47 protein-coding genes are annotated in these 23,141 nt (G+C 68.2%); 41 read left to right on the forward strand and 6 right to left on the reverse strand.

Annotated features, from left to right (window positions below; all coding sequences use genetic code 11):
- Positions 1–226 precede the first annotated feature (226 nt).
- Together WKH84_RS09080 and WKH84_RS09085 are read left to right on the forward strand one after the other, a co-directional pair.
- Complete coding sequence (locus tag WKH84_RS09080; RefSeq protein WP_341856377.1) at positions 227–1,342, forward strand: site-specific integrase; 1,116 nt, start codon at positions 227–229, stop codon at positions 1,340–1,342.
- The gene (locus WKH84_RS09085) at positions 1,249–1,461 is read left to right on the forward strand and encodes a tyrosine-type recombinase/integrase (protein ID WP_341856378.1); all 213 of its coding nucleotides are present in this window, start codon (positions 1,249–1,251) and stop codon (positions 1,459–1,461) included. The genes WKH84_RS09080 and WKH84_RS09085 overlap by 94 nt, the downstream gene beginning before the upstream one ends.
- 62 nt (positions 1,462–1,523) lie before the next feature.
- Here WKH84_RS09085 and WKH84_RS09090 read toward each other — a convergent pair whose 3' ends face one another.
- From WKH84_RS09090 to WKH84_RS09100, 3 genes are all read right to left on the reverse strand, one after another.
- Positions 1,524–2,234, reverse strand: coding sequence for a hypothetical protein (locus WKH84_RS09090; protein WP_341856379.1), 711 nt, complete (start codon positions 2,232–2,234; stop codon positions 1,524–1,526).
- A 97-nt stretch (positions 2,235–2,331) separates the two neighbouring features.
- Positions 2,332–2,730, reverse strand: a complete 399-nt coding sequence (locus tag WKH84_RS09095; RefSeq protein WP_341856380.1) for an ImmA/IrrE family metallo-endopeptidase — start codon at positions 2,728–2,730, stop codon at positions 2,332–2,334.
- A gap of 177 nt (positions 2,731–2,907) precedes the next feature.
- Entirely contained in the window at positions 2,908–3,333 is a 426-nt protein-coding gene (locus tag WKH84_RS09100; RefSeq protein WP_341856381.1) for a hypothetical protein, read from the reverse strand.
- A gap of 264 nt (positions 3,334–3,597) precedes the next feature.
- Here WKH84_RS09100 and WKH84_RS09105 point away from each other — a divergent pair, with 264 nt between their 5' ends.
- The gene (locus WKH84_RS09105) at positions 3,598–3,867 is read left to right on the forward strand and encodes a helix-turn-helix transcriptional regulator (protein ID WP_341856382.1); all 270 of its coding nucleotides are present in this window, start codon (positions 3,598–3,600) and stop codon (positions 3,865–3,867) included.
- A 65-nt stretch (positions 3,868–3,932) separates the two neighbouring features.
- Complete coding sequence (locus WKH84_RS09110; RefSeq protein ID WP_341856383.1) at positions 3,933–4,121, forward strand: hypothetical protein; 189 nt, start codon at positions 3,933–3,935, stop codon at positions 4,119–4,121.
- Between the two features lie 71 nt (positions 4,122–4,192).
- Here WKH84_RS09110 and WKH84_RS09115 read toward each other — a convergent pair whose 3' ends face one another.
- Positions 4,193–4,579, reverse strand: coding sequence for a hypothetical protein (locus WKH84_RS09115; protein ID WP_341856384.1), 387 nt, complete (start codon positions 4,577–4,579; stop codon positions 4,193–4,195).
- A 5-nt stretch (positions 4,580–4,584) separates the two neighbouring features.
- Positions 4,585–4,836, reverse strand: a complete 252-nt coding sequence (locus WKH84_RS09120) for a hypothetical protein (RefSeq protein ID WP_341856385.1) — start codon at positions 4,834–4,836, stop codon at positions 4,585–4,587.
- A gap of 98 nt (positions 4,837–4,934) precedes the next feature.
- Here WKH84_RS09120 and WKH84_RS09125 point away from each other — a divergent pair, with 98 nt between their 5' ends.
- The 34 genes from WKH84_RS09125 to WKH84_RS09290 all read left to right on the forward strand — a co-directional run bounded on the left by WKH84_RS09125 (position 4,935) and on the right by WKH84_RS09290 (position 19,514).
- Positions 4,935–5,267 carry a hypothetical protein gene (locus tag WKH84_RS09125; RefSeq protein ID WP_341856386.1) on the forward strand — a complete coding sequence of 111 codons (333 nt, stop codon included), beginning with the start codon at positions 4,935–4,937 and terminating at the stop codon, positions 5,265–5,267.
- 75 nt (positions 5,268–5,342) lie between these two features.
- Positions 5,343–5,534, forward strand: a complete 192-nt coding sequence (locus WKH84_RS09130; protein WP_270409544.1) for a hypothetical protein — start codon at positions 5,343–5,345, stop codon at positions 5,532–5,534.
- A complete protein-coding gene (locus WKH84_RS09135) occupies positions 5,531–5,755 on the forward strand; it encodes a hypothetical protein (protein ID WP_341856387.1) in 225 nt (74 codons plus the stop codon). Before WKH84_RS09130 ends, WKH84_RS09135 begins: the two co-directional genes overlap by 4 nt.
- Positions 5,756–5,867: 112 nt before the next feature.
- Entirely contained in the window at positions 5,868–6,071 is a 204-nt protein-coding gene (locus WKH84_RS09140) for a hypothetical protein (RefSeq protein ID WP_341856388.1), read from the forward strand.
- A complete protein-coding gene (locus WKH84_RS09145; protein ID WP_341856389.1) occupies positions 6,068–6,316 on the forward strand; it encodes a hypothetical protein in 249 nt (82 codons plus the stop codon). Before WKH84_RS09140 ends, WKH84_RS09145 begins: the two co-directional genes overlap by 4 nt.
- Positions 6,261–7,298, forward strand: coding sequence for an AAA family ATPase (locus WKH84_RS09150; RefSeq protein WP_341856390.1), 1,038 nt, complete (start codon positions 6,261–6,263; stop codon positions 7,296–7,298). The genes WKH84_RS09145 and WKH84_RS09150 overlap by 56 nt, the downstream gene beginning before the upstream one ends.
- Positions 7,299–7,321: 23 nt before the next feature.
- Positions 7,322–7,771: a hypothetical protein gene (locus WKH84_RS09155; RefSeq protein WP_341856391.1), complete on the forward strand. Its 450-nt coding sequence runs from the start codon at positions 7,322–7,324 to the stop codon at positions 7,769–7,771.
- Complete coding sequence (locus WKH84_RS09160; protein WP_341856392.1) at positions 7,768–8,124, forward strand: HNH endonuclease signature motif containing protein; 357 nt, start codon at positions 7,768–7,770, stop codon at positions 8,122–8,124. The genes WKH84_RS09155 and WKH84_RS09160 overlap by 4 nt, the downstream gene beginning before the upstream one ends.
- A gap of 1 nt (position 8,125) precedes the next feature.
- The gene (locus tag WKH84_RS09165; protein ID WP_341856393.1) at positions 8,126–8,341 is read left to right on the forward strand and encodes a hypothetical protein; all 216 of its coding nucleotides are present in this window, start codon (positions 8,126–8,128) and stop codon (positions 8,339–8,341) included.
- Positions 8,342–8,350: 9 nt separating this feature from the next.
- Positions 8,351–8,845: a single-stranded DNA-binding protein gene (locus WKH84_RS09170; RefSeq protein WP_341856394.1), complete on the forward strand. Its 495-nt coding sequence runs from the start codon at positions 8,351–8,353 to the stop codon at positions 8,843–8,845.
- Between the two features lie 135 nt (positions 8,846–8,980).
- On the forward strand, positions 8,981–10,882 hold the full coding sequence (locus WKH84_RS09175; RefSeq protein ID WP_341856395.1) for a hypothetical protein: 1,902 nt from the start codon (positions 8,981–8,983) through the stop codon (positions 10,880–10,882).
- Positions 10,879–11,124, forward strand: a complete 246-nt coding sequence (locus WKH84_RS09180; RefSeq protein WP_341856396.1) for a hypothetical protein — start codon at positions 10,879–10,881, stop codon at positions 11,122–11,124. The genes WKH84_RS09175 and WKH84_RS09180 overlap by 4 nt, the downstream gene beginning before the upstream one ends.
- Positions 11,121–11,381, forward strand: a complete 261-nt coding sequence (locus tag WKH84_RS09185) for a hypothetical protein (RefSeq protein WP_341856397.1) — start codon at positions 11,121–11,123, stop codon at positions 11,379–11,381. The genes WKH84_RS09180 and WKH84_RS09185 overlap by 4 nt, the downstream gene beginning before the upstream one ends.
- A gap of 150 nt (positions 11,382–11,531) precedes the next feature.
- A complete protein-coding gene (locus tag WKH84_RS09190; RefSeq protein WP_341856398.1) occupies positions 11,532–12,392 on the forward strand; it encodes a hypothetical protein in 861 nt (286 codons plus the stop codon).
- An 80-nt stretch (positions 12,393–12,472) separates the two neighbouring features.
- Positions 12,473–12,601 (forward strand): hypothetical protein, encoded by a 129-nt coding sequence (locus WKH84_RS09195; RefSeq protein WP_341856399.1) that lies wholly within the window; start codon positions 12,473–12,475, stop codon positions 12,599–12,601.
- Positions 12,601–12,771, forward strand: a complete 171-nt coding sequence (locus tag WKH84_RS09200) for a hypothetical protein (protein ID WP_341856400.1) — start codon at positions 12,601–12,603, stop codon at positions 12,769–12,771. The genes WKH84_RS09195 and WKH84_RS09200 overlap by 1 nt, the downstream gene beginning before the upstream one ends.
- Entirely contained in the window at positions 12,768–13,103 is a 336-nt protein-coding gene (locus tag WKH84_RS09205) for a hypothetical protein (RefSeq protein WP_341856401.1), read from the forward strand. Before WKH84_RS09200 ends, WKH84_RS09205 begins: the two co-directional genes overlap by 4 nt.
- Positions 13,100–13,411 carry a hypothetical protein gene (locus WKH84_RS09210; protein ID WP_341856402.1) on the forward strand — a complete coding sequence of 104 codons (312 nt, stop codon included), beginning with the start codon at positions 13,100–13,102 and terminating at the stop codon, positions 13,409–13,411. The genes WKH84_RS09205 and WKH84_RS09210 overlap by 4 nt, the downstream gene beginning before the upstream one ends.
- Positions 13,404–13,565, forward strand: a complete 162-nt coding sequence (locus WKH84_RS09215) for a hypothetical protein (RefSeq protein WP_341856403.1) — start codon at positions 13,404–13,406, stop codon at positions 13,563–13,565. The genes WKH84_RS09210 and WKH84_RS09215 overlap by 8 nt, the downstream gene beginning before the upstream one ends.
- Positions 13,562–13,897: a hypothetical protein gene (locus tag WKH84_RS09220; RefSeq protein WP_341856404.1), complete on the forward strand. Its 336-nt coding sequence runs from the start codon at positions 13,562–13,564 to the stop codon at positions 13,895–13,897. The genes WKH84_RS09215 and WKH84_RS09220 overlap by 4 nt, the downstream gene beginning before the upstream one ends.
- On the forward strand, positions 13,884–14,120 hold the full coding sequence (locus WKH84_RS09225; RefSeq protein WP_341856405.1) for a hypothetical protein: 237 nt from the start codon (positions 13,884–13,886) through the stop codon (positions 14,118–14,120). The genes WKH84_RS09220 and WKH84_RS09225 overlap by 14 nt, the downstream gene beginning before the upstream one ends.
- 378 nt (positions 14,121–14,498) lie before the next feature.
- The gene (locus WKH84_RS09230) at positions 14,499–14,777 is read left to right on the forward strand and encodes an HNH endonuclease signature motif containing protein (RefSeq protein WP_341856406.1); all 279 of its coding nucleotides are present in this window, start codon (positions 14,499–14,501) and stop codon (positions 14,775–14,777) included.
- A complete protein-coding gene (locus tag WKH84_RS09235) occupies positions 14,774–14,923 on the forward strand; it encodes a hypothetical protein (protein WP_341856407.1) in 150 nt (49 codons plus the stop codon). The genes WKH84_RS09230 and WKH84_RS09235 overlap by 4 nt, the downstream gene beginning before the upstream one ends.
- A gap of 2 nt (positions 14,924–14,925) precedes the next feature.
- Positions 14,926–15,270, forward strand: a complete 345-nt coding sequence (locus WKH84_RS09240; protein WP_341856408.1) for a hypothetical protein — start codon at positions 14,926–14,928, stop codon at positions 15,268–15,270.
- A gap of 219 nt (positions 15,271–15,489) precedes the next feature.
- A complete protein-coding gene (locus tag WKH84_RS09245) occupies positions 15,490–15,687 on the forward strand; it encodes a hypothetical protein (RefSeq protein WP_341856409.1) in 198 nt (65 codons plus the stop codon).
- 99 nt (positions 15,688–15,786) lie between these two features.
- Entirely contained in the window at positions 15,787–15,909 is a 123-nt protein-coding gene (locus tag WKH84_RS09250; RefSeq protein WP_341856410.1) for a hypothetical protein, read from the forward strand.
- Positions 15,906–16,280 (forward strand): hypothetical protein, encoded by a 375-nt coding sequence (locus tag WKH84_RS09255; protein WP_341856411.1) that lies wholly within the window; start codon positions 15,906–15,908, stop codon positions 16,278–16,280. The genes WKH84_RS09250 and WKH84_RS09255 overlap by 4 nt, the downstream gene beginning before the upstream one ends.
- 12 nt (positions 16,281–16,292) lie before the next feature.
- Positions 16,293–16,733 (forward strand): HNH endonuclease, encoded by a 441-nt coding sequence (locus WKH84_RS09260; protein WP_341856412.1) that lies wholly within the window; start codon positions 16,293–16,295, stop codon positions 16,731–16,733.
- Entirely contained in the window at positions 16,693–17,448 is a 756-nt protein-coding gene (locus WKH84_RS09265) for a hypothetical protein (RefSeq protein ID WP_341856413.1), read from the forward strand. The genes WKH84_RS09260 and WKH84_RS09265 overlap by 41 nt, the downstream gene beginning before the upstream one ends.
- Entirely contained in the window at positions 17,445–17,681 is a 237-nt protein-coding gene (locus WKH84_RS09270; protein WP_341856414.1) for a hypothetical protein, read from the forward strand. Before WKH84_RS09265 ends, WKH84_RS09270 begins: the two co-directional genes overlap by 4 nt.
- A gap of 300 nt (positions 17,682–17,981) precedes the next feature.
- Complete coding sequence (locus WKH84_RS09275; RefSeq protein WP_341856415.1) at positions 17,982–18,125, forward strand: hypothetical protein; 144 nt, start codon at positions 17,982–17,984, stop codon at positions 18,123–18,125.
- A complete protein-coding gene (locus WKH84_RS09280; protein WP_341856416.1) occupies positions 18,122–18,544 on the forward strand; it encodes a hypothetical protein in 423 nt (140 codons plus the stop codon). Before WKH84_RS09275 ends, WKH84_RS09280 begins: the two co-directional genes overlap by 4 nt.
- On the forward strand, positions 18,541–18,834 hold the full coding sequence (locus WKH84_RS09285) for a hypothetical protein (protein ID WP_341856417.1): 294 nt from the start codon (positions 18,541–18,543) through the stop codon (positions 18,832–18,834). The genes WKH84_RS09280 and WKH84_RS09285 overlap by 4 nt, the downstream gene beginning before the upstream one ends.
- Positions 18,831–19,514 carry a hypothetical protein gene (locus WKH84_RS09290; protein ID WP_341856418.1) on the forward strand — a complete coding sequence of 228 codons (684 nt, stop codon included), beginning with the start codon at positions 18,831–18,833 and terminating at the stop codon, positions 19,512–19,514. Before WKH84_RS09285 ends, WKH84_RS09290 begins: the two co-directional genes overlap by 4 nt.
- Positions 19,515–20,005: 491 nt before the next feature.
- Here the strand turns inward: WKH84_RS09290 and WKH84_RS09295 are convergent, their stop codons facing one another.
- Positions 20,006–20,179 (reverse strand): hypothetical protein, encoded by a 174-nt coding sequence (locus WKH84_RS09295; protein ID WP_341856419.1) that lies wholly within the window; start codon positions 20,177–20,179, stop codon positions 20,006–20,008.
- 151 nt (positions 20,180–20,330) lie between these two features.
- On the opposite strand from WKH84_RS09295, the gene WKH84_RS09300 reads away from it, so the two are divergent.
- From WKH84_RS09300 to WKH84_RS09310, 3 genes are all read left to right on the forward strand, one after another.
- Positions 20,331–20,825, forward strand: coding sequence for an HNH endonuclease signature motif containing protein (locus WKH84_RS09300; RefSeq protein WP_341856420.1), 495 nt, complete (start codon positions 20,331–20,333; stop codon positions 20,823–20,825).
- Between the two features lie 260 nt (positions 20,826–21,085).
- Entirely contained in the window at positions 21,086–21,448 is a 363-nt protein-coding gene (locus WKH84_RS09305; protein ID WP_341856421.1) for a hypothetical protein, read from the forward strand.
- Between the two features lie 18 nt (positions 21,449–21,466).
- Positions 21,467–23,128: a hypothetical protein gene (locus WKH84_RS09310; RefSeq protein WP_341856422.1), complete on the forward strand. Its 1,662-nt coding sequence runs from the start codon at positions 21,467–21,469 to the stop codon at positions 23,126–23,128.
- Positions 23,129–23,141 lie beyond the last annotated feature (13 nt).

The raw sequence follows: 23,141 nt of genomic DNA on the forward strand, positions 1-23,141 counted from the left end.
TCGACGGCATGAGAGAACCCCCGCCACCTCGTTGCCCGAGGTGACGGGGGCTTTCTGTGCGGAGCCGCCTAGGAGAATCGAACTCCTGACCTATTCATTACGAGTGAAGATGTGCGGTACGCTAGGGACGAGCAGAATCACAGGCTGACCTGCATATCTAGTGCATCCCATACGCCCCGCATATGCTCAGCATGCACACACCGTTGAACACACTCGGAGGCCATCGATGACGAAGCGCAGACCCACCAACACCGGCTCCGTCTACCAGCGCACCGACGGACGCTGGATCGGACGCATCGACGTCGGCTTCACCGTCAAAGGCACCCGCCGCTACCGCTCCGTCTCCGGCAAGACCAAGCGCGAAGCCGAGAAGAAGCTCGCCGACCTCCTCAAGACCGTCAACGACGACACCACCCTCAACACCCGCACCACCGTCAAAGCCTGGTGCGACGAATGGCTCCCCCGCCAGCAGAAGCGAGTCCGACCCTCCGGCTACAACGCCGACCGTGGCGCAGTGAACAACTGGATCGTCCCTAACATCGGCTCGAGGAAGCCGCACGACCTCACCCCCCGCGACATCCGCAAAGTCCACGACGCCGTCACCGCGGAGCGCTCCCAGGGAACCGCGATCCGTGTCCACGCCACTCTCATGGGCGCCCTCAAGGCCGCGTCTCTCGAGGGCCACGCCGTCCCCGCGAGGATCTTCCAGGTACCCCCGCCTCAGCAGGGGATCAACGATCGCTCCGAGGTGACCGTCGAGGACGCGGTCCGACTCCTCAATGCCGCCGAAGGTGACCCCCGCCGATCCCGCTGGGTCGCAGCACTCATGCAGGGCATGCGACAGGGTGAATGCCTCGGCCTCACGTGGGACCACCTCGACCTCGACCGCGGACTCCTCGACATCTCCTGGCGGCTACAGCCCCTCCCCTATGCTCACGGATGCCTCGACGAGGACGGCGCAACCACGTGCGGGAAGAAGCGCGCCGGCTCCTGCAACAAGCGGTACTTCATCGTCCCCGTCGGCTTCGAGCACGAGCACATCCACCTCCGATGGAACCTCACCCGCCCCAAGACCGCGAGCGGACAGAGGGTCATCCCCCTACTCCCCTGGATGGTCGCCGCCCTGATCGAATGGAGGGACCGGGACGACGCCCCCGGCACGCGCCTCGTCTGGTCCAACAGTGACGGGACTCCGATCGACCCGAAGGACGACGTGCTCGCCTGGGAGGCGCGCAGGAGAAGGCCGGCGTGCGGCACCCCGACGGCCGCTACTACCACCTGCACGAGTGTCGCCACGCAACCGCGACCATCCTCATGGCCCTCGGCGTCGACACCCAGGTGATCATCGCGATCATGGGGCACGCCTCCATCCTCTCCACCCGCCGCTACCAGCACGCCGACCTCGAGATGATGCGTCGCGCCCTCGAAGGCGTTGCCTCTCGACTACAGCTCACCGCCTGACCGCACAGAAGCGCCCCCGAAGTCAGTTGGTAACTGACCTCGGGGGCGCTTCGTCACATCCCCTACTCGATGGGGGCCATGCTGATCGGTTCGCCGTGCATCGGCGGCTCGATTGCGAAATACGTGAACTTCGCGTTGTCGGGGTCCTCGAGCCCCTCAACCACGATGTAGCCGTCCCCCTTTGCCGTCGGCGCGACCTCGACGCTCTCCTCTTCGTAGCGCTCCCAAAGCGCGTCGTACACCGGGTCCCCCATTCCCGCCCCCTCAGTCTCGGCGTATCCCTCGGAGACCTGGAAGAGGAAACCCCCGAGTGTGTCGTACGAGTACTGCTGTCCGTCCTCGGTGACAGCAGTCGCCGAGTACATCCCCTCCGTTTCGGAGCCCTGGCTGTTGTCGATATGTACGGGGAGGAGACGGAGCCCCTCGGTGTCCTTCTCCGCGTATCCAGCCGCGGCGAGAAGGTCGGTGATGTCCTCGGGAAGCGGTTCGAGCGCACCGAGGGTGTAGACCGACCCGTTGAGGGTGCCGCCTACCGCACCTTCGGGAGTGAAGGGCCCCGGCGGAGTGCCGTCATCCACCTCAGGCCAGGCTTCCGACTCGTCGATCGCTTCATCGTCGCCCCCGTCGTCCATCGGGGCGCCGGCGCCTCCGTCGCTGGCGACGGTCTTCTGCTCCGCGTCGGCGGTCTCCGGGCTGTCGTTCGTGCTCCCGCACCCAGCCAGCAGCAGGGCTCCTGCGAGGGGTACGGCGAGACGACTGATGGTGCGCTTCATGGTGGGGCTCCTAGTGAAGTAGCGGGTTCGTTGCGAACAGTGGCACCGCCCGGCGCTAGCCGTGCCGATCGTTGCCGATACGTGACAGACGACTGCGTCACGAATGCAGGTCCGCGATCAGCTCGGCGATGATCGCAACCTCGGCGGGACGGAGATTGTCGATCCGGGTCTGCGCGATCTCCGGACGGACGAACAGCTCGTCCGCGATCTCGTCGATCTCGCTCGACCACGCCATCGCGTCGATCAGCGCGTCGAATGTGATGAGTCGGCGGGCGACCTCTCGGTCGATGTGCCTCTCGAGCTCGGGCCGGCACTTCCCCATGTCAGCCCGCTCAAGGTGGATCTTCTCGTGCTCGAGAGTGCACCGCCGCTCGGCTTGCTTCTGCCTGTTGTGGAGGACGATGGTGCGATCGCGGGAGACGCCTCGCCGTGGTGGGGGCAGCGACGCAAACTCGACGACGACGTCGTGTGGGAGGGTCCGCCAGGGGTGGTACATGGCGCGAACTTACGGGCCGGGTGCGACAGTCAGCGGTGGTCGCCCGGGTCCTGTGACTCCTCGCCCCGGCCCGCGGCCTCCGCGTCCTCGACGTCGAGTTCACGCACGCCTGTGTCGGCGGCTACGTCCTCCTCCTCGTACCACGGCCGGGGGCGCGGCTCGTGGATTGTTGCGCCATCAGGCTGAGGTCCACCCGGTACGCGAGGGCCGCGGTCGTTGCTCGGCCCATCGTCTCGACGCTCTTCTCCATCGGTCCTCATCTCCTTCACGAGCGAGCGCAGTAGGCGCTTGTCTCGATCGGTGAGGGCCTCGTCGGTAGCGATCGCCACGTCGAGACCCGCACTGCTCGCTGGTATCGATGTGGACACCCATGCTCGCCAGTGCGGCCTCGGCGACGACGGTCTCGGGGATGCCGAGTCCGATCGCGAGGGTCTGGACCATGGAGGCGTTCACGGACTGGATCGGGTGGTTCTTGAGCTTGCCGATGTACGAGTGGGACATCTTGTGGCCGGCGGCCGCGATCCGTCGTGACACCTCGCGGTCGGTCCAGCCCTGTCCGTCCTCGATGGACTGGATGAGCTGGCTGAGCGGATGAGTGTTCACGTGGATCACCTTGTCGTCTGCTGGGCTACACCCCAAATGAGTGGTGACTAGACGTGCCGTCCGAAGTGGTGACTAGAGGGATTTTCTAGCGACCGTTCGAACATACGTCCACACAGGTGGGGCCGAGAATCCGGGCCAGTCTAGGTGTGCCTTGACAGTGGTGACTAGGCGGTGCATGATGTAGCGTATCAGTGGACACTCGTAGCGCAGGGGGCTAATGTGACTGTCGTCAGCCACTCACCACTCACCATCGGAGGTATCTGGATGGAGCTCCGCGGCCCCTCCCGCCTCGCGGATCGCATGAGGGAGTACAACGTCTCCCAGCGCGAGCTCGCCAAGGTCGCCGGGTGGAAGTCGCACTCGTACCTCTCCCGGTCGCTCTCCGGATCCGAGACGACTCTCAACACGGACCCCGCTCTCAAGATCGCGTTCTACCTCGGCATGGACGTGTCGGACCTGTTCATCACGCAGTCGGACAGCCCGCCCGCCGAACGCCCCACCCCGCGACGCCGCCGCCCCAACCGCGGCCGCTGAACACCCCACCCCGCAGTACCGGCCCGTTGGCAACCCGACGGACGGCTCCCCTCGAAGGAGACCCCATGTCCACGCATGGATTCGAGCGGCGCATCGCTGACGCCGCACCTCACCTCTCCCGCGGGCAGGTCAAGAAGATCGCCCGCAAGCTCGCCCACCGCGCCGAGCGGATGCAGACCGTTGAGGAGTTCGAGCACGCGCTAAAGATCCTCGGCGTCTACCCCGACCCCACCGCACGCGACGCCATCTCCTAACTCCCCACCCCTCGAGCCCTCGCCATCCCGGCGGGGGCTTTTCTCATGACCAAGGAGTCCGAATGAATAGCTCACGATCCCGGAGGGAGGAGCCCGACTGTAGTCGAGGCCGTGATAACACCACTGGTAACTCCCGAGGTCACGTTCGAGACCCAGGGAACGATGAGCCGGATGAAGACCTGACCAATCTTTTTGCGAGCCTCGTCCGGGAGATTGAGCGAGACCGCAGTGACAGCACCCGTCGCTTGGAAGCTCAGGTCGCGGAGCGCGAGAAGGTCTACCTCCTCGCCTTCGAGGATGTCCAGGCAGCGGCGAAGCAGGTAGCGGACGTAGTTCGTCCTCTCTTCGACATCCCCGGCCTCGGCGTCGAGGACGTCAAGGCACTCCTGAACGGTGTCGCGCAGGGCGTCTATCTCGACTTCGTCAACGACCGCCGCGGCCGGCGATGAGTCCATCAAGTCAGCTACCAAGCGAAGCGCGTCCGGTCGTGTTTCTCGAGGCGGGACGCGTTCGTGCCCCAGTTTGTATCCGATGCGAAGACGAACCTGCGCGGCTCATCGACCAGGTCGGCGAACTCCTCTGGATCGTCTTGAGAGGCGATGTACCCCTCTACCTCTCGAAGCGACCGGACGGCACGGTGCTCCTCAAGCCAGATCCCGTCACCGCTATCTCGGACCTCCCACACCTTCTGGCCTCTGTTCCACCGGTCAACCATGGCCAGAAGCTCACGCGCAAGCATTCGTTTTCACGTCCAGATCGTATCCGGCCCCTTGCACTCGCAGGGGGCTCTTCTCTTGCCCAGGAGGCCATCCGATGACCGCCACCCCCATCTTCGACCAGGCCCACACGGCCTGGCCGGCCCGCGACAAGGATCCGGCCACGTCGCATGACGCCGTCCCGGACAAGCCGACCGTCGCGCTCGTCCAAGCGAGGGTCCTCGCGATCCTCGACGCTCACGGGCCGTGCACGCACGACGAAATCCACGACTACTACACGCTCCGCCACGGCCGCGTCAGCGAGCAGAACATCCGCTCCCGCACGAGCGAGTCGCACAAGTCATGGCGCGTCATCGCACTCGACCGTGAGGGCCGCACCTTCTCCGGACGCCGCGCCGTCCGCTGGGCGGTTCGAAGGGCGCGACCGTGACCTTCTCCCGCTGTCTCCGCTGTGACGCGACCTTCTCGTCCTACAAGACCCACGACCACGAATGCGAGGCCACCGATGACTGACCAACCCATCGCGATCGCTCTCCGCGACGCACCGAAGTACGTGCCCTTCTCCTACGACTACCTGTACCGGGCCGTGAAGCGCACCGACGGGAACCCGCTCCGCGCCCGGAAGGCCGGCGGGAAGTACGTCGTCGAGATGCGGAACCTCACGACCTGGATCCAGAAGGAAGGCGACGAAGCATGAGCACCACCGACCTGGGCCTCGTGCCCCCCGCGAAGCCTGGGCCTGTCGTGCCGCGGCGGGTGCCCGCGCGGTCTGAGGGTCTGAACGAGGAGAACGCGGAGCGGCGTCGCCGGATCGTGATGGGGCTCCTCCCCTACTTCAAGAGCGTCGATGACGTCCTCGCGGCCGCGGTGTGGATCGACTCCGGTGAGTCGCTCGACGACGAGGAGGACGAGACGTGAGCCCGCTTGACGTCCCGCTCTCCCTCGCCGTGATCGGCGCCGCGGGCGGTCGCTTCATCGGCTTCGGCCTGTTCGTCGCCGTGTGCGTCCTGGTCGAGAAGTGGAGGGGCCGATGACCGACGACCTCCGCGCCCTCATCGCTGGTGCGTACACGCGCCGCGCCGACTCCGTCGAGCAGATGCGGCGCCCCGACACCAACAACCCCTACGCGCCGGCCTACCAACGCCCGGAGCGGAAGGGGCAACGCCCCTCCCACCGCGACCCCACGGGGGAACGCGCGGTCGGGAACATCCGCAAGAAGGAGAAGAGAGCATGACCCACTACGCCTCCCGGGGAGCCGCGATCGACCGGCTCCTGGCCCGCTGGGGCCTCGAGCCCGGCGACGTCCTCGCCGTCAACCTGTACTCGACCGACATCGTGATCCACCTCCGCGCCCCCCTCGCCGGCATCGAATGGCAGGTCACGCCCAGCGACAAGAGCGTCTGCTACTGGCACGACCTCAAGCATGAAGGCCTCACGGTCAGGCTCTCCGTCTGGGTGCCCGAGGAGGCCGCGGCATGAGACTCAAGACCAGGAAGCCGACCGGCCTCCCCCGTGGCCGCACCTCCTCATCGCCGGTGCGTCGAAGGCCGGGAAGACGTACGCGTGCGCCGAGGCGTCCGCGTCCGAGCTCATCGACCGCACGTACTGGCTGGGGATCGGTGAACCGGACCCGGACATGTACGGCGTGATCCCCGGCGCCTCGTTCGAGATCGTCGAGCATGACGGGTCGTGGCGCGGGATCGGCCAGGCCCTCGCGGCGATCAACGCGCAGGGGCCCTCGCTGCTCGTCGTCGACTCGATGACGCGGCTGTGGGACCTGCTCAAGGACGAAGCGCAGGCAGAGGCGACCGCTCGGGCGCGCCGCAAGAACCGCGGCAACCCGGACGAGGCCCGCATCGACATGGACCTGTGGAACCGGGCGAAGGAGCGGCACGCCGCGGTCGTCACCACGATCCAGGCCCACCAGGGCCCGGTCCTGATGACGGCCCGCCTCGACGTCGTCACCGCCATGGACGACCGGGGGCGACCGACGAAGGACAAGGACCTCAAGATCCAGACGGAGAAGAACCTCCCGTACGAGGTCGACGGGGTCGTGCTGATGCCGGAGCGGGGGAAGGCCCGGATCGACGGGCTCCGCTCGATGGTGTGGCAGATCGACCGGCCGACGGACATGCCGGGGTTCACGGTCGATGGGCTGTGGAGGCGACTGGGGCTTGGTGAGACCGAGACCGCGCCGGCAAAGCACCGGGAGGTGCGCGGGGCTGAGTCGACCACGGACCAGTCCCCCGCCGACCGGGCGCGGGACGACCTGCGGATCGCGCTGGGCGGCGACAACGCCCGGATGCTCGCCGCAGTGGAGCGGTTCGCCGCCATGACGAACGGCGACCAGCTCAAGGACACGACCGACGATCAGGCCATCCGGGACCTGATCGAAGCGATGAAGGAGGACACCCATGCTCGCTGCGTGACAGGAACCTGCGGTACGCCGCGCTCAAGCTGATCGCGGACATCGTCGCCGACGCGATGAAGGCCGAGAAAGCCGACCACCTCGACGCGCTCGAGACCTCCGCTGAGGACTCGGGGGCGAAGTCGTGGACCGTCACCCTCGGCGGGGAGAAGGTCGCGTCGGTGACCCTCGCCCAGCGCGCCGGAGGGCCGAAGATCGCCGACGAGCAGGCCCTCGCTGAGCACCTCGAGGACTCGCATCCCGAGATGGTCGAGACGGTGAAGCGGGTCAAGCCGTGGGCGTCGAAGGACGTCCTCGCCTCGATCGTGGAGGTCACGGACGACGGCGCGGTCACGAAGGACGGGGAGATCCTCCCCGGGATCGTGGAGGCGCCGGCGGGTGCGCCGTATCAGTCGCTCCGGTGGGATGCGAAGAGCGAGGGACGGGACGTGGTCGCTGACGCGATCCGGTCCGGGGAGCCGCGGGACCTGCTCGCCGACACGGGCCTGCCCCTGATCGAGCCGTGAACCGGAGGGGGCAGGCGTACTACCAACGTCAGCGCCGCCGCGCCTGGGAACGGGACGGCGGCGCTTGCGTCGTCTGCGGCCGGGCCGCAGAGAGTGTGCACCACCGGCAGGGCCGCTCCGGTCCTGACCCTCACCGCCTCGCGAACCTCATCACCGTGTGTGGTGACGGGGTTCGTGGGGACCACGGCGAGATCCACGCGAACCCCTCCGCCTCGTACGCGTACGGGCGGATGGTGCCCCGCCTCGGGATCCGCACCCCGGAGGACACCCCTGTGCTCACCCGTTCGGGGTGGGTGCTGTACGACAACGACGGCGGGACCACCGCCACCAACCCCATGAAGGAGAGTGCCTGACGTGCACATCAAGAAGAAGACCAGTCAGTACCGACGCGACTTCCGGGCCATCTACCAGTGCGAGCACTGCGACCACGAGGTCGACTCATACGGCTACGACGACGCGAACTTCCACCAGAACGTCGTCCCGGCCATGGAGTGCCCGGCGTGCGGTGAGACCGCCGACGCGATGACCCCCACCACCACACCCGACGTGCCCGCGCACGTCGTCATCTGAGAGGACCCCATGGCGAACGACACCACCATCACCATCATCGGCAACCTGACCGCCGACCCCGAGCTCCGCTTCACCCAGTCCGGGGTCGCGGTCGCGAACTTCACGATCGCGTCGACGCCGCGCACGTTCGACAAGCAGGCGAACGAGTGGCGGGACGGTGAGGCGCTGTTCATGCGCTCCACCATCTGGCGGGACGCCGCGGAGAACGTGGCCGAGTCCCTGCGGAAGGGTGACCGCGTCATCGCGCAGGGCAATCTCGTGCAGCGGTCGTTCACGGACCGTGAGGGGAACCAGCGCACGTCGATCGAGCTGGACGTGCAAGAGATCGGCCCGGCGCCGCGCTACGCGACGGCAGTGCCGAACAAGGTCGACCGTCGCCAGGGTGGCGGGCGAGCTCCGCAGGGCCCGCCGCAGTCCGGGTACGGCCAGCCCCATGGCGGGCCGCAGTCCGACCCGTGGGCCGGCGGAGGCAACCAGGGCGGGTACGACGACCCGCCGTTCTGATCCACCAGCAGTACCGCACTACCGAGGCCTCCGCACTGCGCGGGGGCCTTTGTCGTGCCGCCCCGATGGTCGCAGGCCGGGTCCGACTCCCGGCCGGGGCGCTCCACACCCCACCCCTACTCACAGGAGGACGTCATGGCGATCTACCCCCATGGCACCACGGCCAGATACGCCCAGGGTCGCAGGTGCGGCCTCTGCCGCCACGCACAGGCGAAGCACGCCCCCACCCCGCCCGCACCGGAGCGGGTGCCCGCCGGCCTCGTCCGGGCGCACATCGACGCGCTCCTCGACGAGGGAGTGATCCTCGCTGACCTCGCGAAGCACATCGGGTACGGCCGCACCACCCTGCACAACATCCGCACCGGCCACTCGGAGACGACGCTCGCCGTGATCGCTGAGGACATCCTGTCCGTGAAGCACGGCGACGTCCCTGCACGAGAGCCTGCCGTGGTGCGGAATCCGTGCGCGCACTGCGACCGGCCTGCCCGCCGGCGCGGACTGTGCTTCCGGCACCGGCGCGAGGCCGAGGCCGGGGTGATCCCGATGCCTGCCCTGCGGCTCCTCACCGAGACCCCCGAGGGTCGCGCCTACATGGCGTCCGCGAACCGCCGCCGGGTCGACGAGTACATCGCCCAGATCGACGCCGGCCTCGCTGAGGGGGTCCCGATCGAGGAGACCGTCGACCGGCTCGGCTGGGGCCGGTCCGCGGCGGCCGCGGACCTTGTACCGGCGCGGGCGCCGGGATCTCGCCGCGCCCCTGCGCCGCATCGTCACCGAGGCTTGGAGGGCCGCATCATGACCACCCGCTACGTCGCGATCTTCCCGATCCACGCCCCCGCCCCGGACGCCCGCCACCACCGCGCCGCGCTGAACCAGCTCCACACCATCGTCCCCGACACCGTCACGATCACGGGGGCGTGGACGGGGCACACCTGGACGGACCCGGATCGGCGGCAGTGGTACGTCATCTCCGCGCCGGCGGAGGGCACGGACTCCCCTGCGCTCGTCGACGCGGTGCAAGCCACCGCGCACCACATCGACCCGGTCCTCGAGGCGTGGACTCGCGGGGAGTACACCCCGCCGCCTCCCCGGCCCCGGTGGTGGACGTGTCGGCGCATGCCCCGTCGAAGCCGCGTCTCGAGCGTCTCGCGGACCTCCTCGCCGCCGGCACTTCGGTCGAGGACGCCTACCGGGCCTGCGGCTGGGTCCGGGCTCGCTCCGCCGCGAACGCCGCCCGCCGCGCCGGGAACATCACCCTGGCTCGGACGCTCGAGGCCGTGTCCAACCCGGCGCGGAGGGTCGCCGCATGACGCGGCTGGACCTCCTGAGCTTCCTCGCGTTCGAGGACGCCCGGTTCTCTCCGACGAAGCCCGCCGGCGCGTCCCCGTACCTCGAGATGACCGTGATCCCGGCCGCCGGCGCCCGGACCGTCGTCCCGGTCCCGAACGTGCTCATGGCGTGCGCGGCGGCGCGGGAGTTCCTCCCGCCGGTGTTCTCGCACCTGTCCGTGCGCCGCCGGGAGTGGCGCGACGTGCGGCGGCGGTGGGAGCCCGGATCCACGCTCGCCGCCGACACGGAGCAGGGGCGGGTCTTGTTCGAGCTGAGGTGGGCGGCGTGATCGTTGACCGTGAACGGCTCCGCGACAGCACGGGCGCAGTGCACCTGTACCGGCCCGTACCGGACACCGAGGACCCCGTGACGGGGCACCGGGAGCCGCCCGAGCACCCGCACCCCGACGCGATCCTCCGCTCCCGCTGGTCCGGGTACGGGATCCCGCCGGACGAGACGCGGTCCCTCGAGGACGTGCTCGCGTACTACGCCGCGCACCCCGACTCCGAGGGGCACCCCGTATCCGGTGACGAGACGGTCCGGTTCCGGCACTGGCGCTCCCCGGAGCACTACTGGCCCCGGTTCCGCGACATTGCGCACGTCCTCTACCCGGGCGGGCGCCTCCCGGTCCCCGCCGGCGACGAGCCGGCGCCCGAGCAACACCCTGACCAGCTGACCATCTTCGACGCCTTGGAGGCGATGACATGACGATCCGCTACGACGGCCACGGTGCCGTCATCACCGAGACAATCCACGAGGTCGAGGACCACCGCACCGATCCGCCCACCCTCGAGCAACCGGGCGAGGCCTGGTGCCGGTGCACCTGTGGCGAGGAGATGGAGTCGCAGGGCTCCGCGGGCGGGCCCGAGCAGTCCGTGGGCGAGATGTTCGCGCTCCACCTCGACGAGGTCGCGCCCGACGACGGCGCGGACTGCGGGGAGGCGGCATGATCCCCCGCGCTCTCCCGAAGCTCATGGCCGACGCCGTCCGCAACGGCTGGAACGTCCACACCGCCCACCCCGACCGCGACGACCGATCCTTCCGCCTCTCCTGCCACCGGGACGGGGACGTGGTGTTCATCGTGTGGCTCCCCGACGGCCTGGTGAGCCCTGTAGAGGCCCCGTGGCGTGTCTGGAAGTCGTCCATCAACGGTTCCCCGACCCCGTACACGCAGTGCACCCGCCTGATCCGGGAGGTCGACGCATGACCGCCCGCGCCACGAGCAAGTAATCGACCGGGACGGCATGTTCGCCCCGTGCGACCGGCCCGCCACCACCACCCGTACTGATCCCGAGGACGGGCACGAGTACCCCGTCTGCCACATGCACCGCACCCGATCCCCAGAAGGAGCCTGACCATGAACGACAAGACCCTCGGCGAGTACAAGCGCACGACGCCCGACCCCGACGAGACCACTGGCGAGGCGCTGGCCCGGTTGCAGGCCGAGATGACGCGGTCGCTGGACGAGGCGGACGCGGAGCCGCGAGACGAGGCGGACGGCGGTGTCACGGCGGCGCTGATCGAGAAGGAGGCCGAGCGACCGCTCACGTTCGCGGAGGGTCTGGGCGCGGCGTCGATCAACGCCCGCCAGGCCCGCGAGGCGGAGAAGGATGCGAAGCACTTGCGAGACCGCTGCGCCGAGCTTGAGCACCGCCTGCACCTCGCCGTCATGGCTTCCGACCACAACTCGGAGCGCGCGGAGAAGGCCGAGCGGGAGCGGGACGAGGCGCGTTCGAGGCTTGCTGAGGCCGCGAAGGAGATTCGGGAGCAGGGCGAGACCATCGCGGAACTCGCCGCCGAGGCCCGCCCCCTCACCCCGGACGCGATCACCGACGAGATGGTCGATCGGGCGTTCCGTGCGACGATCCCGCACCCCGCTGCGTCCGTCAGCGAGGCTGTCATCCGCGAGATCCTCACCGCCGCGCTGACCGAGCCGCCGGCACGCCCGGAGTGGCTGGACGCCCCCGCCGTCCGCGCCTGGCACAAGAGCGACGGTCGCACGGAGCGCGACGGCACCCCCGGCAAGCCCCGCATCTGGTCCCCGGACTACGGCACGGCCGAGACCTGGTCCACGCCGTCCCTCCGCGGGGTGCCCTGGACGGACTTGGTGGACGTGGAGCCGCTGGATGTCTCCGCAGATCTAGCAGAGGGCCTCGACCGGGTGGCCGAGTTCATGAGAACGGGCGGCGTCCGTGTCGTCGGCGAGGAGCAGTCGTGAAACGGGCAGAGGTGTGGCGGCACCGGTACAGCGGCGCATGGCGAGTGAGCCTCTGGCACGACGAGATTGATGACCGGCACTTGCCCATCGCGCATCGCGGGATCGGCGACCTGGACCGCAGGGAGTTCCCCACCCACGCCGCTGCTCTCGCGCACGCCCTCACCGCTGTGGGCCTGGACCGGCCCGCCGAGCACCGGGAGGCACCGTGATGCTCCACAAGACACACATCACCGTCGGCTACGCCGAGCACAGGGCCACCTGCACCACGTGCGGCTGGGCCGGGCCGATCCACGGCGGCGACTCATGGACCGACCCCGGACGCCGGGACGCGAGACAACACCAGGCCGAGGCCAACCGCACCCCCGAGGAGGACCGATGACCATGCAGTCCATCCGGGACCGCTACGGCGTGCCCGCGAAACGCGGGGCACGAGTCATCTGCGACGGCAACCCGGCAACGATCACCGGCGCATCCCGCACCGCTGAACACCTCATGGTCCGCTTCGACGACGAGCCGGGGCGCACCTACCCGATCCACCCGACCTGGCGCGTCGAGTACCTGGCCGAGGCCGGCCCCACCGAGAAGAACACCGAGAAGGAGAACACCGTGGAGCACTGCGATTTCTGCGAGACCAACGTCGAGAGCGTCAGCACCGGAGGCGGCGTGGGCATCTGCGCCGACTGCCGGGGAGAAGCTGAGGTGACCCGATGACCGCCGACGACTTCACCGAGGCCGCGCGCGCAGAAGCCGAGGCGCTGTTCCTGAACAGCGCGGAGGTGCCCAGCCCGCAGGACATAGGCGAGCACATCGCCGAGTGGGCGCGCACCCATCTCGCCGCGCAGGAACCGACCGACGGCGAGCGGGCCGTGCGCGAGCCGCATGGGCAGGCATGGAACGGGACCCTGGACTACTGCCGCCGATGCCTCGACTACGAGGGCGCGATCTACCCGTGCTCCACGATCCAGGCGCTCGACTCCGCCCGTGCCGCCCGACGAGACGAGGAGAAGCGAGATGGCTGACTACCGGATCGACTTCTCGATCATGCGCCGGGAGGAGGGCGAGGAGGACTTCTCCGAGTACGCCTTCGGCTCGACTGCATCAAGCGAAACCATCCAGGAGGCGGGCTTCGATGCCTATGCCGCCATCCAGAACGAGGAGTGGGACGAGGTATGACCACCACCGACACTGACGCGCTGACCGAGCGCCTGACCGAAGCCGTGCGGGAAACGCTCCTGGACGACCACGGAGCAGGGTCCGACCTTGCGTACGTGAGCTGGGACGGCGAGCAGTGGCTGGCCGTCGAGGGAGGGATCGACCTCCCGCACCTCATCGCCGCTGTCCTCCCCATCGTGGCTGTCGAGGTGCGCAAGGCGAAGGCAGAAGCGCTCAGGGACGCGGCGGAAGACGTCACCGAGATAGACGGACGCCGAGACGACTCTGCGGCGAACTGGCTCCGTGCACGCGCCACCGAGTACGAGGCAGGAGGCAGCGATGAGCACCGATGAGTACGTGCCGAGCGACGAAGAGATGATCCATTGGTTCGAGGGCGAGGATAACCCCGAGCTTGCCCGCGACCTCTGGAACACCTGGCTCGCCGCCCATGACGCCCGTGTCCGCCGAGACGCCGCACGGGAAGCGCTCGACGGGCTGGTTGAGAAGTACGGCTCCCTGGTGGACCGAACGCGCATCGCTGACTACCGCGACACCCACTATGGAAACGGGGTGTGACCTGGTAAAATGGGCACACAACTGAAAGCGGCCCCGGCGGCGCGCCAACGCTGGAATCCGGGGCCTGACCGACACAGGAGGTCGGCTATGGGTAAGGCTATCTGCTCGATCGAAGGGTGCGAGACCGCCGCCCGTGCACGAGGGTGGTGCGGGCCGCACTACATGCGATGGAAGCGCCACGGCGACCCGCTGGGGATGGTCGAGAGTCCCCGGTACAAATCGGGACGCACCTGCTCCATCGTGGGCTGCGACGAACCCCACCGGGCGAGGGGCTGGTGCACGGCTCACCATCAGGCATGGGCGAAGCATGGGGACCCCACGTATCTACGCGAGCATCCCATCTATCGCGACCCTGGCGGGGCCTTCGCGGCTCGCACAATGTGGGATGGCGAGTGCCTGGTTTGGATCGGCTCTCGCGACCTATCAGGCTACGGACGAGTCAAGGCCGAAGGTCTCCCGCCGAGAGGGGCGCACCGGGCCGCGTGGGAACTGGCGAACGGTCAGATCCCTGACGGTCTGGTCGTGCGTCACAAGTGCGACAACCCGCCTTGCGTCAGGCTCGAACATCTTGAGCTCGGCACGGCGCAGGACAACGTGAACGACATGATCGCCAGGGGCCGTGCGCACTGGCAGAAGACCCCCGAGGAGACCCCGTGACCATCGACCTGATCGACTGGGATGACGAGGACGCCGACGTGTGCGGTGAGACCTACGACCACGAAGATGAGACCACCTACGAGGACGACGAGACCCGACAGTGGACGTGTCGCCTCTGCGGGGCGGAAGGGTGGGATGACAAGTGACCGTGCGACCCACCCCGCCCGAGCTCGACGTGCACCGGCACCGCGAGGACTGGCGAGCCATTGCCGAGCGATGGCCGGAGCAGGCATGGTCCAGCGAGGCCGTCCTCGCCCTCCTCGACCAGCTCGACGCCGCCGAGCGCCGGATCCGCGACCTCACCCAGGAAGTCCGGGACGAGCGAGGCGCGGCCCGCGACCAGATGGAGCAGGTGCGGATCAGGGACGCGCGGATCAAGGCCGTGGAAGACGTGCTCGAACGGCCGATCCGGCACGTCGGCTGGGACGACCCCCTCGTGCCCACCACGCACGTCCGCCGCGCGCTGGAAAGTGTTCCCCCGCCCGGGCAGTAGCAACATTTCTTGCCGGAAGTGTTCCTGGGGCCCAGCGACGATGAGGCAAGAAAGTGCGTCCCTCTATCCACCCCACAGGAGACATCTCGTGGGCGAAACTTCAGATGGGTGCGACAGCCGCACCTCCTACGAAAGGAAGACCATGCCCAACAGGTACGAGAACTACGACGTCGTCCCGGCCGGCGACCTCACCCGAGACCACATCGGACGAGTCGCGCCGTGTCGGGGTCCAACGGAGACGACAGCCTCGAGGGCCTCCTCGTCGGCATCAGCTTCGGCGCACAGGTGATCAAGCACGACGAGCGAGTGCTCGAGTACGACGCCTCCAACGTCACCGTGGCGATCAAGTTCCGCGACAACGTCTACCGGATCGACGTCATCAAGAACACGACGCTCTACCTCAAGCACGAAGGCTGACACCTCAGCCAGCACGCACCCACAGCCCCGTCACCCCTCCCCGGGTGGCGGGGCTTCTCGTTGCCTGAACAGAGACCTCCACCAAAGGAGAACAGCCCGATGGAAGACCGCCCCGCCGTCGTCCTCGCCGCCATCCGCCGCCTCGCCCAGGCCGCAGACCGTCGCGGCACCCTCATCGACCCCCGACAACTCCTCGACATCTGCGAAGGGAGGAAAGCGTGACCCGCACCAACAAGTCAGCCCGCGCGGCCGGCACACGCCACGAGACCGCGATCGCCACCTATCTCGCCGACGCCCTCGACGACGACCGCATCGAACGCCGAGCCCGATCAGGGGCACGAGACCGCGGGGATATTGGCGGGATCCGCCATCGCGGGCGTCGCGTCGTCATCGAAGCGAAGAACACCACCCGCACCGAGCTCGGGAAGTGGATCAAGGAAGCCCACCGCGAGGCCGGCAACGACGACGCCGCCATCGGGATCGTCGTCGCCAAGCGCCACGGCAACGGCAACCCCGCCGACCAGTGGGTCCACATGACCCTCGCAGACCTCGCCTGGCTCCTCGGAGCCGACCACCCCACATACGACGAATGAGGAGGCGCGACCGTGTCCCGCAGAGACGTAGTGATGCCGCTCGAGGAGTTCCCCACGGCGCACCGTGAGCGCATCGCCGAGCTCGTCCAACGCCCCGATCCACCACCGAGGTACATCAACCTCGGCCACCCCGACGACCCGTATCCGCTCGCGCAGATCGAGTCGCGCGCGTGGTGGGAGTGGCACTGGTCGCGGGGCCGCGACCCCGAGAAGGTCCGGACGAAGATCCCGGCCCGGGTCCGTCAGGCAGTCATCGCCCGGGACGGGCACACCTGCCAGCTCTGCGGCGGCGAAGTCGAGCCGGACGACGTCCACCTCGACCACATCGTGCCGTGGTCGCACGGTGGCCCCGACACCGCCAAGAACCTGCGAGTCACGCACTCGCTCTGCAATATGAAGAGAGGAGCTCCCGTTGAGGATCCGCAGTATCCGTCCGGAGTTCTGGTCGAGTGAGGACATCGCCGCGATGGACTGGACCACCCGGCTCGTGTTCATCGGCCTCTGGTCCTACGTCGACGACAACGGCGTCGGCCGGGACGTGGAGAAGCTGATCGTCGCCGACCTGTTCCCCCTCGAGGACGACCCTCGCGACACTCTCGCGACGGTCTCGCGAAGCCTCGCGAGGCTTTCCGAAGGCGGTCAGATCACTCGCTACACCCTCGAGGGGAAGCCGTACCTGTACGTCAACGCCTGGTCGAAGCATCAGCGCATCGACAAGGCTGCGAAGTCTCGGTATCCCCTCCCCACCAGCGAGGATGCAGAACCTCGCGAGACCGTCGCGACACCCTCGCGAGAACGTCGCGAAGGGTCACCCCTTGGAGAAGGGGAGAAGGGGAGAAGAGGAGAAGGGGAGAAGCACTCTCCTACGGAGAGTGTTCCGCGCAAGCGCGGCGCACACCAGATCCCGGACGACTGGGAGCCGAAGCCCGAGCATCGACAGCTCGCCGCCGAGCGAGGCGTCGACCTCGAGCTCGAGATCGCGAAGGTCCGCGACTGGTCCAAGGGCGGCAACAACCGCCGCCTCGACTGGGACGCCGTCGTCCGCAACTGGATCCGCAACGCCCGCCCCGACCGGAGCACCCAACAACGACCGAACCGCGAGGTCGACTCCCGCGACTCGCTCGTCCAAGCCCACTTCGACATGCAACAGATGGGAGCACCCTCATGAACGACCCCACCCCGATCGGATCCGCCCTCGACACCCTCGACCAGCCCGCTACCGAGATCGTCACCGCGGCTAACGGGACCCGAGCCGCGATCCAGTGGCAGGGCACCGCCGTCACCGGCGAGTGGATCACCGCCTACGTCGAGTCGCTGATCCTCGCCCGCCTCGTGGAGCAGTGGCGACCCCGCACCGGCACCGTCGAGCGAAGAGGAGAAGGTCCGGCACGCGAACCGTGACCGTCTGATGCTGTGGCACCAGGCTCTCGCCGGCCTCCCCCGTGAGGGGCTCGAGGCCGCGCGCGAGTACTTCGTCCGGCAGGGCCCGCGGACGGAGCGGTGGTTCCTCCGCCCGTCGGACGTGTCGTCGTGGGTCCGTGCGCGTGCGGCCCGGAAGATCCCCGTCGGGAGGGAGTGCGGGAAGCATCCGGATCAGTGGGCGCATGACTGCCGGAAGTGCTCGACGCCTCTGCCGCCGGAGGAGGCGCGGGTCCGCATCGCGCAGATCCGCGCCACCCTCGCCCAGCGAAAGGACACCCCGTGACCGGACCCCGCATCAACTGGCCCTGCGCCGAGCCCTGCGAGCACGGCGGAATCTGCACCCTCCCCCACGGCCACGACGGCGACCACGAGTCCCACGGCACCAACGGGAAGATCTACTGCACCTGGAAGGACCCACGATGACCCTCGACCCGACCACCCTCCGCGAGATCGCCCGCGTCATGCGCGGCACCTTCGCTGATGAGATCCCGGCCAGCCCCCAGCAAAGACGGAGCGTTCAACGCGACCATCACGTGGGCGCTGTGGTGCGAACAGCAGGCCGCACAGATCGACGCCGCACTGCCGAAGGAGGACTCGTGAACCGGGCCGAGTCGCCCGTCGAGCGGTTCGAGTCGACCCCGATCGAGGGGACCGACCTCGTCGACCTCGTGATCACGTACCGCGACCCCAACACCGGGCAGGAATTCCGCGAGCACCTGCCCCGGATGCGCCACGAGGAGCACGGCCCCGACGCCGACGGCATGTACCGGTACACGTTCACCCCCGAGCGACCCCCGACCGGCCTCGCGCCGTTCTTCTTCCCCGAGGAGGACCCCCGATGACCACCCTGTACCGCCCCGTGCAGGTCACCAACTTCGATCAGCTCGATGAGCTCCCGCCCGGGTCGTTCATGCACCCCGACTGCCGGAACGGCGGGATCCTCACCTACCTCGTGCCCATCGAAGCCGAGGAGGAGTGGACCGCCATGGGCTCCGACAACGGCGAGCCCTGGATCGCACACGTCGGCCACGACGGCATCGACGGCTCACGTGAGGAAGCCCAGCAGTACGTCGACCGCTTCGGCGGCTTCATCGCCCACCGAACCCGCACCCCCTGGGAGGAAGCACAGTGACCTCGTTCGAACTCATCGGCACCATGCGCGACCGACTCGAGGACATCCGCCACTGGCGCGGACAGCTATCCGACGTCATGCTCACGATCTCCGGCTACTCCATGGACCTCACCGGCATCCGCGGCACCACCGACCGGATCCCCGGCGGTGACGCCCTCGCCATGCGCGGCCCCTGGGCCCGCGACGCGGACCACGGCGACGACCTCCCCCACCCCGACCAGGTCCTCCGCGAGTGGCGGGAGACCATCACCGAGGAGCAAGACGGCGGACCCTGGGCGGAGTGCTGGCGCTGGCACTGGGACTCCACCCCGCGGATCCTCGAGTCCCCGTGGGGTGAGGAGTGGCAACAAGACCTCACCGCGCTGTGGTGGCGGCTCGCACGCCTCACCGGCAACGCACCCAAGGACGACACCCCCACCATGGCCGACGCCGAGGAGATCCAACGCCACGCCGCCGCTGTCCCCGACCACACGATGCTCACCCTCCGGGAAGCGGACAGGTTCGCTCCCGGGATCGAGAACCGGGTCAAGCGAGATCGCAACGCCGAACGCGACCGCGCCCGCCGGCGACACCGCGACCCCGCCTACCGATGCAACCCCGACGGGAAGCACTGGTGCGTCCAGGACCTCCGGCGACACTACGGATTCCCGGTACTCGCATCCGCCCCCGCAATCGTGTAACCTTCCGACTGAGGCACCAGTGTCTCTACTCCCACCCCAGCGCCTCGAGCACTGGGGTCTTTTCATGCCCCACGGGCACCACTCCGGCCCCGCCACTCACCGAAGCGCACTGCGGCCGAAGATCAAAGACCGGGACCCGACGACGCTTCCCGAGAGCGTGACCCCCGGCAACCAACCCCGCCCCGCCCGCCCATCGTGACGGGGACCTTGCGGCAGTCACTGCACGACAGCAGCGGCAAACGGTGGACCTACCCCCGCCAGCGCGCCCCACGGGTGACAGGCGCTCGCGGGACGCGCACTGGAAGAGCACACGCCCACGAGGCACGAGGCGAACCGGTGACGCAGATACCCCACCCCGGGAGCAAACACAGCCCCGGGGTGGGGGCGCCCGAGGCCCACCCCCTCGGAGCCCACCCCTCCACCAGGCAGGCCCACCCCCGAGGATCAGACAGGGCCCCTACTAACGAGGCCCCCACCCCGGAGACCTGCCCCTACTGCGAATGCTTGTACGCCCACCGCGCCATCCGCAGCAACGCACGGTCAGCCTTCGACGCGTCATCGCCAGCAGCGACCACGCGCTCCTCGGTCTTGATCAGCGTCACCCACGCGCTGTACGGATCAGGCCGCTCGCGACCACCAGCATCCATGCCGTCATCCGCGACCATGCCAACCGCAGCGAATCCGCGAACCAGCGATGAGCCAGGCAACACCGACGTCGCAGCATCCAACCGCTCAGCCACACGCTCAAGACCACGAGCCCGACGCGGACCAGGAATACCAAGACCAAGACGAGCAAAGACGCTCAACCATCTCGTCATGATCCACACCATGACGAGCGACCTCAGCACGGCACCAAGCAAGGTCGCCGTCGACCTTCGCCTCAGCCTGCACAGCCTCACGCTCAGCCTTCTCCGCCGCGAGCTTCGCGTTCATACGATCAGCGCGCGCATCCAACGCATCAGCCTTCGCCGCAAGACGCGCCTGAAGATTCTTGAGTCCCATGAGCGGAGCGTAACCGTGAACTGGACCGAATACCCCACGACCCGGCGGACTTCACGAGCCCAGCAGGTCACATGGGAGAGGGCGGTCAAGGCACGCGACAAGCACTGCCAGATCCGCGGCCCACGATGCACCGGCCACGTCGACGAAGCCGACCACATCATCCCCGTCGCCGAAGGCGGCGCAGAGCTCGACCCCAACAACGGCCAAGGAGCCTGCACAAGCCGCCACGGCGACAAGACACAAGCCGAAGCACGCCGCGGACAACACCGCTGGAAGCGCAAGACCGAACCCCACCCCGGGTTGAAGTAAACCCGCAGGCCAGGGGGCACAATCCCCTCCCCACCCCCACACAGAGCGCGGCGGGGTCGCTAGTCGCTCGGATCCCGCCTGAGTCTGGGAGTTCGCCGCGCGCCGCCCGCCCCACGAGACTGGAGGTGATCTTCATGGCCGGAAGAGGCCCCGCGCCGAAGGATCCGAACAAGCTCGCCGGCCACGGTGCTGCGAAGGCTCGCCAGGGGGAAGTGCGGGTCATCAACGTCGACCCTGTCCCCCAGCCTGATCTCGTAGAGATGCTCGGCAAGGTCAACGCGGCTACTGGTCAGGAGTGGCATCCGTCGACGCTCGTGTTGTGGAGGAACCTCGGCGACTTCCCGTCCCTCGAGGCGATGCAGGGCGCGCAGTGGGCTGTGCTGGCTCGAGCCATGATGCTCGACGATGCGTTCATGCGCGGTGAGCTGAAGCATGCGGCCGAGCTCCGGCCGCAGCCGCAGAAGTTCGGCATCGCCCCCGACGACGTTGCTCGCCTCCGCATCGTGTTCGCGCAGGCCGACGAAGCGGACTCGAAGCGGAGTGTGCCGGCGGAGTCGGCGCGTGCGCGGCGTGGGCAGATCAAGGTGTTGCGTCCGGAGGAGCGTCCGGCGTCTGGCGAGTGATCCAGGGGGTGACCGCGGATGTCGTGGGAGCCGCTGGATGGGGACGAGTTCCCGACTCTCGGGTATGACGTGATCGATTGGATCTCGGCGAACCTGGCCCAGCCTGATGCTGGTGCGGAGCCGCGACCGTTCGTGCTCTATCCGGAGCAGGAGGACTTCCTGATCAACTTCTACCGGCTGGATCCGGTGACGGGTCGGCGGAAGTTCCGGCGCGGGGTGCTGTCGCGTCCTCGTGGCTGGGGGAAGTCGCCGTTCGCGGCGGCGCTGATGGCTGTCGAGGGTCTTGGCCCGGTCGTGTTCGATGGGTGGGACGCGAGCGGCCAGCCTGTGGGGAAGCCGTGGGCGGAGATCCGCACGCCGTTGATCCAGGTGGCTGCGACGTCGGAGACGCAGTCTCGGAACACGTTCTCGGCGCCGCAGGAGATGATGGAAGGCCCCGTGGTGGACAACTACCGGGGTGTGGAGATCCTGGGTGATCGGATCAACCTGCCATCGGGGCGGCTCGAGATGGTGACGACGTCGGCGCGGACGATCAAGGGTGCCCGCTCTGACTTCGTGGTCTGTGATCAGACGGAGGAGTGGGTGTCGTCGAATGGTGGCTCCCGGCTCCATCAGGTGATCGACGCGAACGCGGCGAAGCGTGGCGGCGCGTACCTCGAGACGCCGAACGCGTTCATCCCTGGCGAGGACAGCGTCGCTGAGAAGTCCGCGAACTACTGGTCGATGATCCAGGAGGGGAAGGCGGTCGCGGATGGTCTGTACTACGACCATCGCGAGGCGCCTGGGGATACGGATGTCGCGGATCGTGAGTCGCTGACGATTGGTCTGCGGATCGCGTACGGGGATGCGTCGCAGCATCCTGACGGGTGCGTGATCCATGAGCCGGCGTGCCCTCCGGGGCATGCGGACCTTGAGCCGAGGATCCAGTCGTTCTGGGATCTGACGAAGGATGTGCAGGTCGCTCGGTCGGACTACCTGAACCAGGTGGTCGCGGCGTCCGACTCGTGGTTGTCTCGTCCCGAGCTCACGGCCGTGGTCGACGTCGAGAAGATCGTCGGCCCTGATGACCCGATCGTGGTCGGGTTCGATGGGTCGCGTGGCCGGGCGAAGGGTGTCTCGGATGCGACGGCGCTGATCGGGTGCCGTGTCTCGGATGGGCACCTGTTCGTGCTGGACGTGTGGGAGCGACCGCGGAGCGCGACGGAGTGGCATGTGCCGGTTGCGGATGTGGATGCGCGGGTCCGTGAGGTGTTCGACCAGTACACGGTGGTCGGGTTCTATGCGGACCCGAACGGGTGGACGTCGCAGATCTCCGAGTGGGAGGCGCGGCATGGCCGGCACCTGACGGTGAAGGCGAAGCGTGACGCTCCGATGACGTACTGGCCGAAGGGCAAGGACGCGAACGTGCCGAGGCTCCTCGAGGAGCTCCATGACGCGGTCGTGAACGGTGACTGTTCGCTCGATGGGTCGACGGTCCTGATCCGGCACATGCTGAACGCGCGCCGGCGACGTACGAGGTCCGGGTACCTGCTGTACAAGGCGTACCCCGACTCCCCCGACAAGATCGATGCCGCCTATGCGGCGGTGATGGCGTGGAAGGCCCGGCTGGATGCAATGTCCGCTGGCGCTTCCCGGAAGAAGCAGATCCCTGCGAGGCGTAGAACGGCGGTGATCCGGTGATGCTCGGTATCGG

Origin of the sequence: Brachybacterium sp. GPGPB12, from assembly GCF_038396325.1 — a bacterium.
GTDB lineage: Bacteria > Actinomycetota > Actinomycetes > Actinomycetales > Dermabacteraceae > Brachybacterium > Brachybacterium conglomeratum.

Bases quoted from the DNA above. Each gene is read 5' to 3' on its own strand.
- WKH84_RS09080 (WP_341856377.1), top strand. From the start codon at position 227: ATGACGAAGCGCAGACCCACCAACACCGGCTCCGTCTACCAGCGCACC.
- WKH84_RS09090 (WP_341856379.1), bottom strand. From the start codon at position 2,234: ATGAAGCGCACCATCAGTCGTCTCGCCGTACCCCTCGCAGGAGCCCTG.
- WKH84_RS09095 (WP_341856380.1), bottom strand. From the start codon at position 2,730: ATGTACCACCCCTGGCGGACCCTCCCACACGACGTCGTCGTCGAGTTT.
- WKH84_RS09105 (WP_341856382.1), top strand. From the start codon at position 3,598: ATGGAGCTCCGCGGCCCCTCCCGCCTCGCGGATCGCATGAGGGAGTAC.
- WKH84_RS09110 (WP_341856383.1), top strand. From the start codon at position 3,933: ATGTCCACGCATGGATTCGAGCGGCGCATCGCTGACGCCGCACCTCAC.
- WKH84_RS09120 (WP_341856385.1), bottom strand. From the start codon at position 4,836: ATGGTTGACCGGTGGAACAGAGGCCAGAAGGTGTGGGAGGTCCGAGAT.
- WKH84_RS09125 (WP_341856386.1), top strand. From the start codon at position 4,935: ATGACCGCCACCCCCATCTTCGACCAGGCCCACACGGCCTGGCCGGCC.
- WKH84_RS09130 (WP_270409544.1), top strand. From the start codon at position 5,343: ATGACTGACCAACCCATCGCGATCGCTCTCCGCGACGCACCGAAGTAC.
- WKH84_RS09135 (WP_341856387.1), top strand. From the start codon at position 5,531: ATGAGCACCACCGACCTGGGCCTCGTGCCCCCCGCGAAGCCTGGGCCT.
- WKH84_RS09140 (WP_341856388.1), top strand. From the start codon at position 5,868: ATGACCGACGACCTCCGCGCCCTCATCGCTGGTGCGTACACGCGCCGC.
- WKH84_RS09145 (WP_341856389.1), top strand. From the start codon at position 6,068: ATGACCCACTACGCCTCCCGGGGAGCCGCGATCGACCGGCTCCTGGCC.
- WKH84_RS09150 (WP_341856390.1), top strand. From the start codon at position 6,261: ATGAAGGCCTCACGGTCAGGCTCTCCGTCTGGGTGCCCGAGGAGGCCG.
- WKH84_RS09155 (WP_341856391.1), top strand. From the start codon at position 7,322: ATGAAGGCCGAGAAAGCCGACCACCTCGACGCGCTCGAGACCTCCGCT.
- WKH84_RS09170 (WP_341856394.1), top strand. From the start codon at position 8,351: ATGGCGAACGACACCACCATCACCATCATCGGCAACCTGACCGCCGAC.
- WKH84_RS09175 (WP_341856395.1), top strand. From the start codon at position 8,981: ATGGCGATCTACCCCCATGGCACCACGGCCAGATACGCCCAGGGTCGC.
- WKH84_RS09180 (WP_341856396.1), top strand. From the start codon at position 10,879: ATGACGATCCGCTACGACGGCCACGGTGCCGTCATCACCGAGACAATC.
- WKH84_RS09185 (WP_341856397.1), top strand. From the start codon at position 11,121: ATGATCCCCCGCGCTCTCCCGAAGCTCATGGCCGACGCCGTCCGCAAC.
- WKH84_RS09190 (WP_341856398.1), top strand. From the start codon at position 11,532: ATGAACGACAAGACCCTCGGCGAGTACAAGCGCACGACGCCCGACCCC.
- WKH84_RS09200 (WP_341856400.1), top strand. From the start codon at position 12,601: ATGCTCCACAAGACACACATCACCGTCGGCTACGCCGAGCACAGGGCC.
- WKH84_RS09205 (WP_341856401.1), top strand. From the start codon at position 12,768: ATGACCATGCAGTCCATCCGGGACCGCTACGGCGTGCCCGCGAAACGC.
- WKH84_RS09210 (WP_341856402.1), top strand. From the start codon at position 13,100: ATGACCGCCGACGACTTCACCGAGGCCGCGCGCGCAGAAGCCGAGGCG.
- WKH84_RS09215 (WP_341856403.1), top strand. From the start codon at position 13,404: ATGGCTGACTACCGGATCGACTTCTCGATCATGCGCCGGGAGGAGGGC.
- WKH84_RS09220 (WP_341856404.1), top strand. From the start codon at position 13,562: ATGACCACCACCGACACTGACGCGCTGACCGAGCGCCTGACCGAAGCC.
- WKH84_RS09225 (WP_341856405.1), top strand. From the start codon at position 13,884: ATGAGCACCGATGAGTACGTGCCGAGCGACGAAGAGATGATCCATTGG.
- WKH84_RS09230 (WP_341856406.1), top strand. From the start codon at position 14,499: ATGTGGGATGGCGAGTGCCTGGTTTGGATCGGCTCTCGCGACCTATCA.
- WKH84_RS09250 (WP_341856410.1), top strand. From the start codon at position 15,787: ATGGAAGACCGCCCCGCCGTCGTCCTCGCCGCCATCCGCCGCCTCGCC.
- WKH84_RS09270 (WP_341856414.1), top strand. From the start codon at position 17,445: ATGAACGACCCCACCCCGATCGGATCCGCCCTCGACACCCTCGACCAG.
- WKH84_RS09280 (WP_341856416.1), top strand. From the start codon at position 18,122: ATGACCCTCGACCCGACCACCCTCCGCGAGATCGCCCGCGTCATGCGC.
- WKH84_RS09285 (WP_341856417.1), top strand. From the start codon at position 18,541: ATGACCACCCTGTACCGCCCCGTGCAGGTCACCAACTTCGATCAGCTC.
- WKH84_RS09295 (WP_341856419.1), bottom strand. From the start codon at position 20,179: ATGGTCGCGGATGACGGCATGGATGCTGGTGGTCGCGAGCGGCCTGAT.
- WKH84_RS09300 (WP_341856420.1), top strand. From the start codon at position 20,331: ATGATCCACACCATGACGAGCGACCTCAGCACGGCACCAAGCAAGGTC.
- WKH84_RS09305 (WP_341856421.1), top strand. From the start codon at position 21,086: ATGCTCGGCAAGGTCAACGCGGCTACTGGTCAGGAGTGGCATCCGTCG.
- WKH84_RS09310 (WP_341856422.1), top strand. From the start codon at position 21,467: ATGTCGTGGGAGCCGCTGGATGGGGACGAGTTCCCGACTCTCGGGTAT.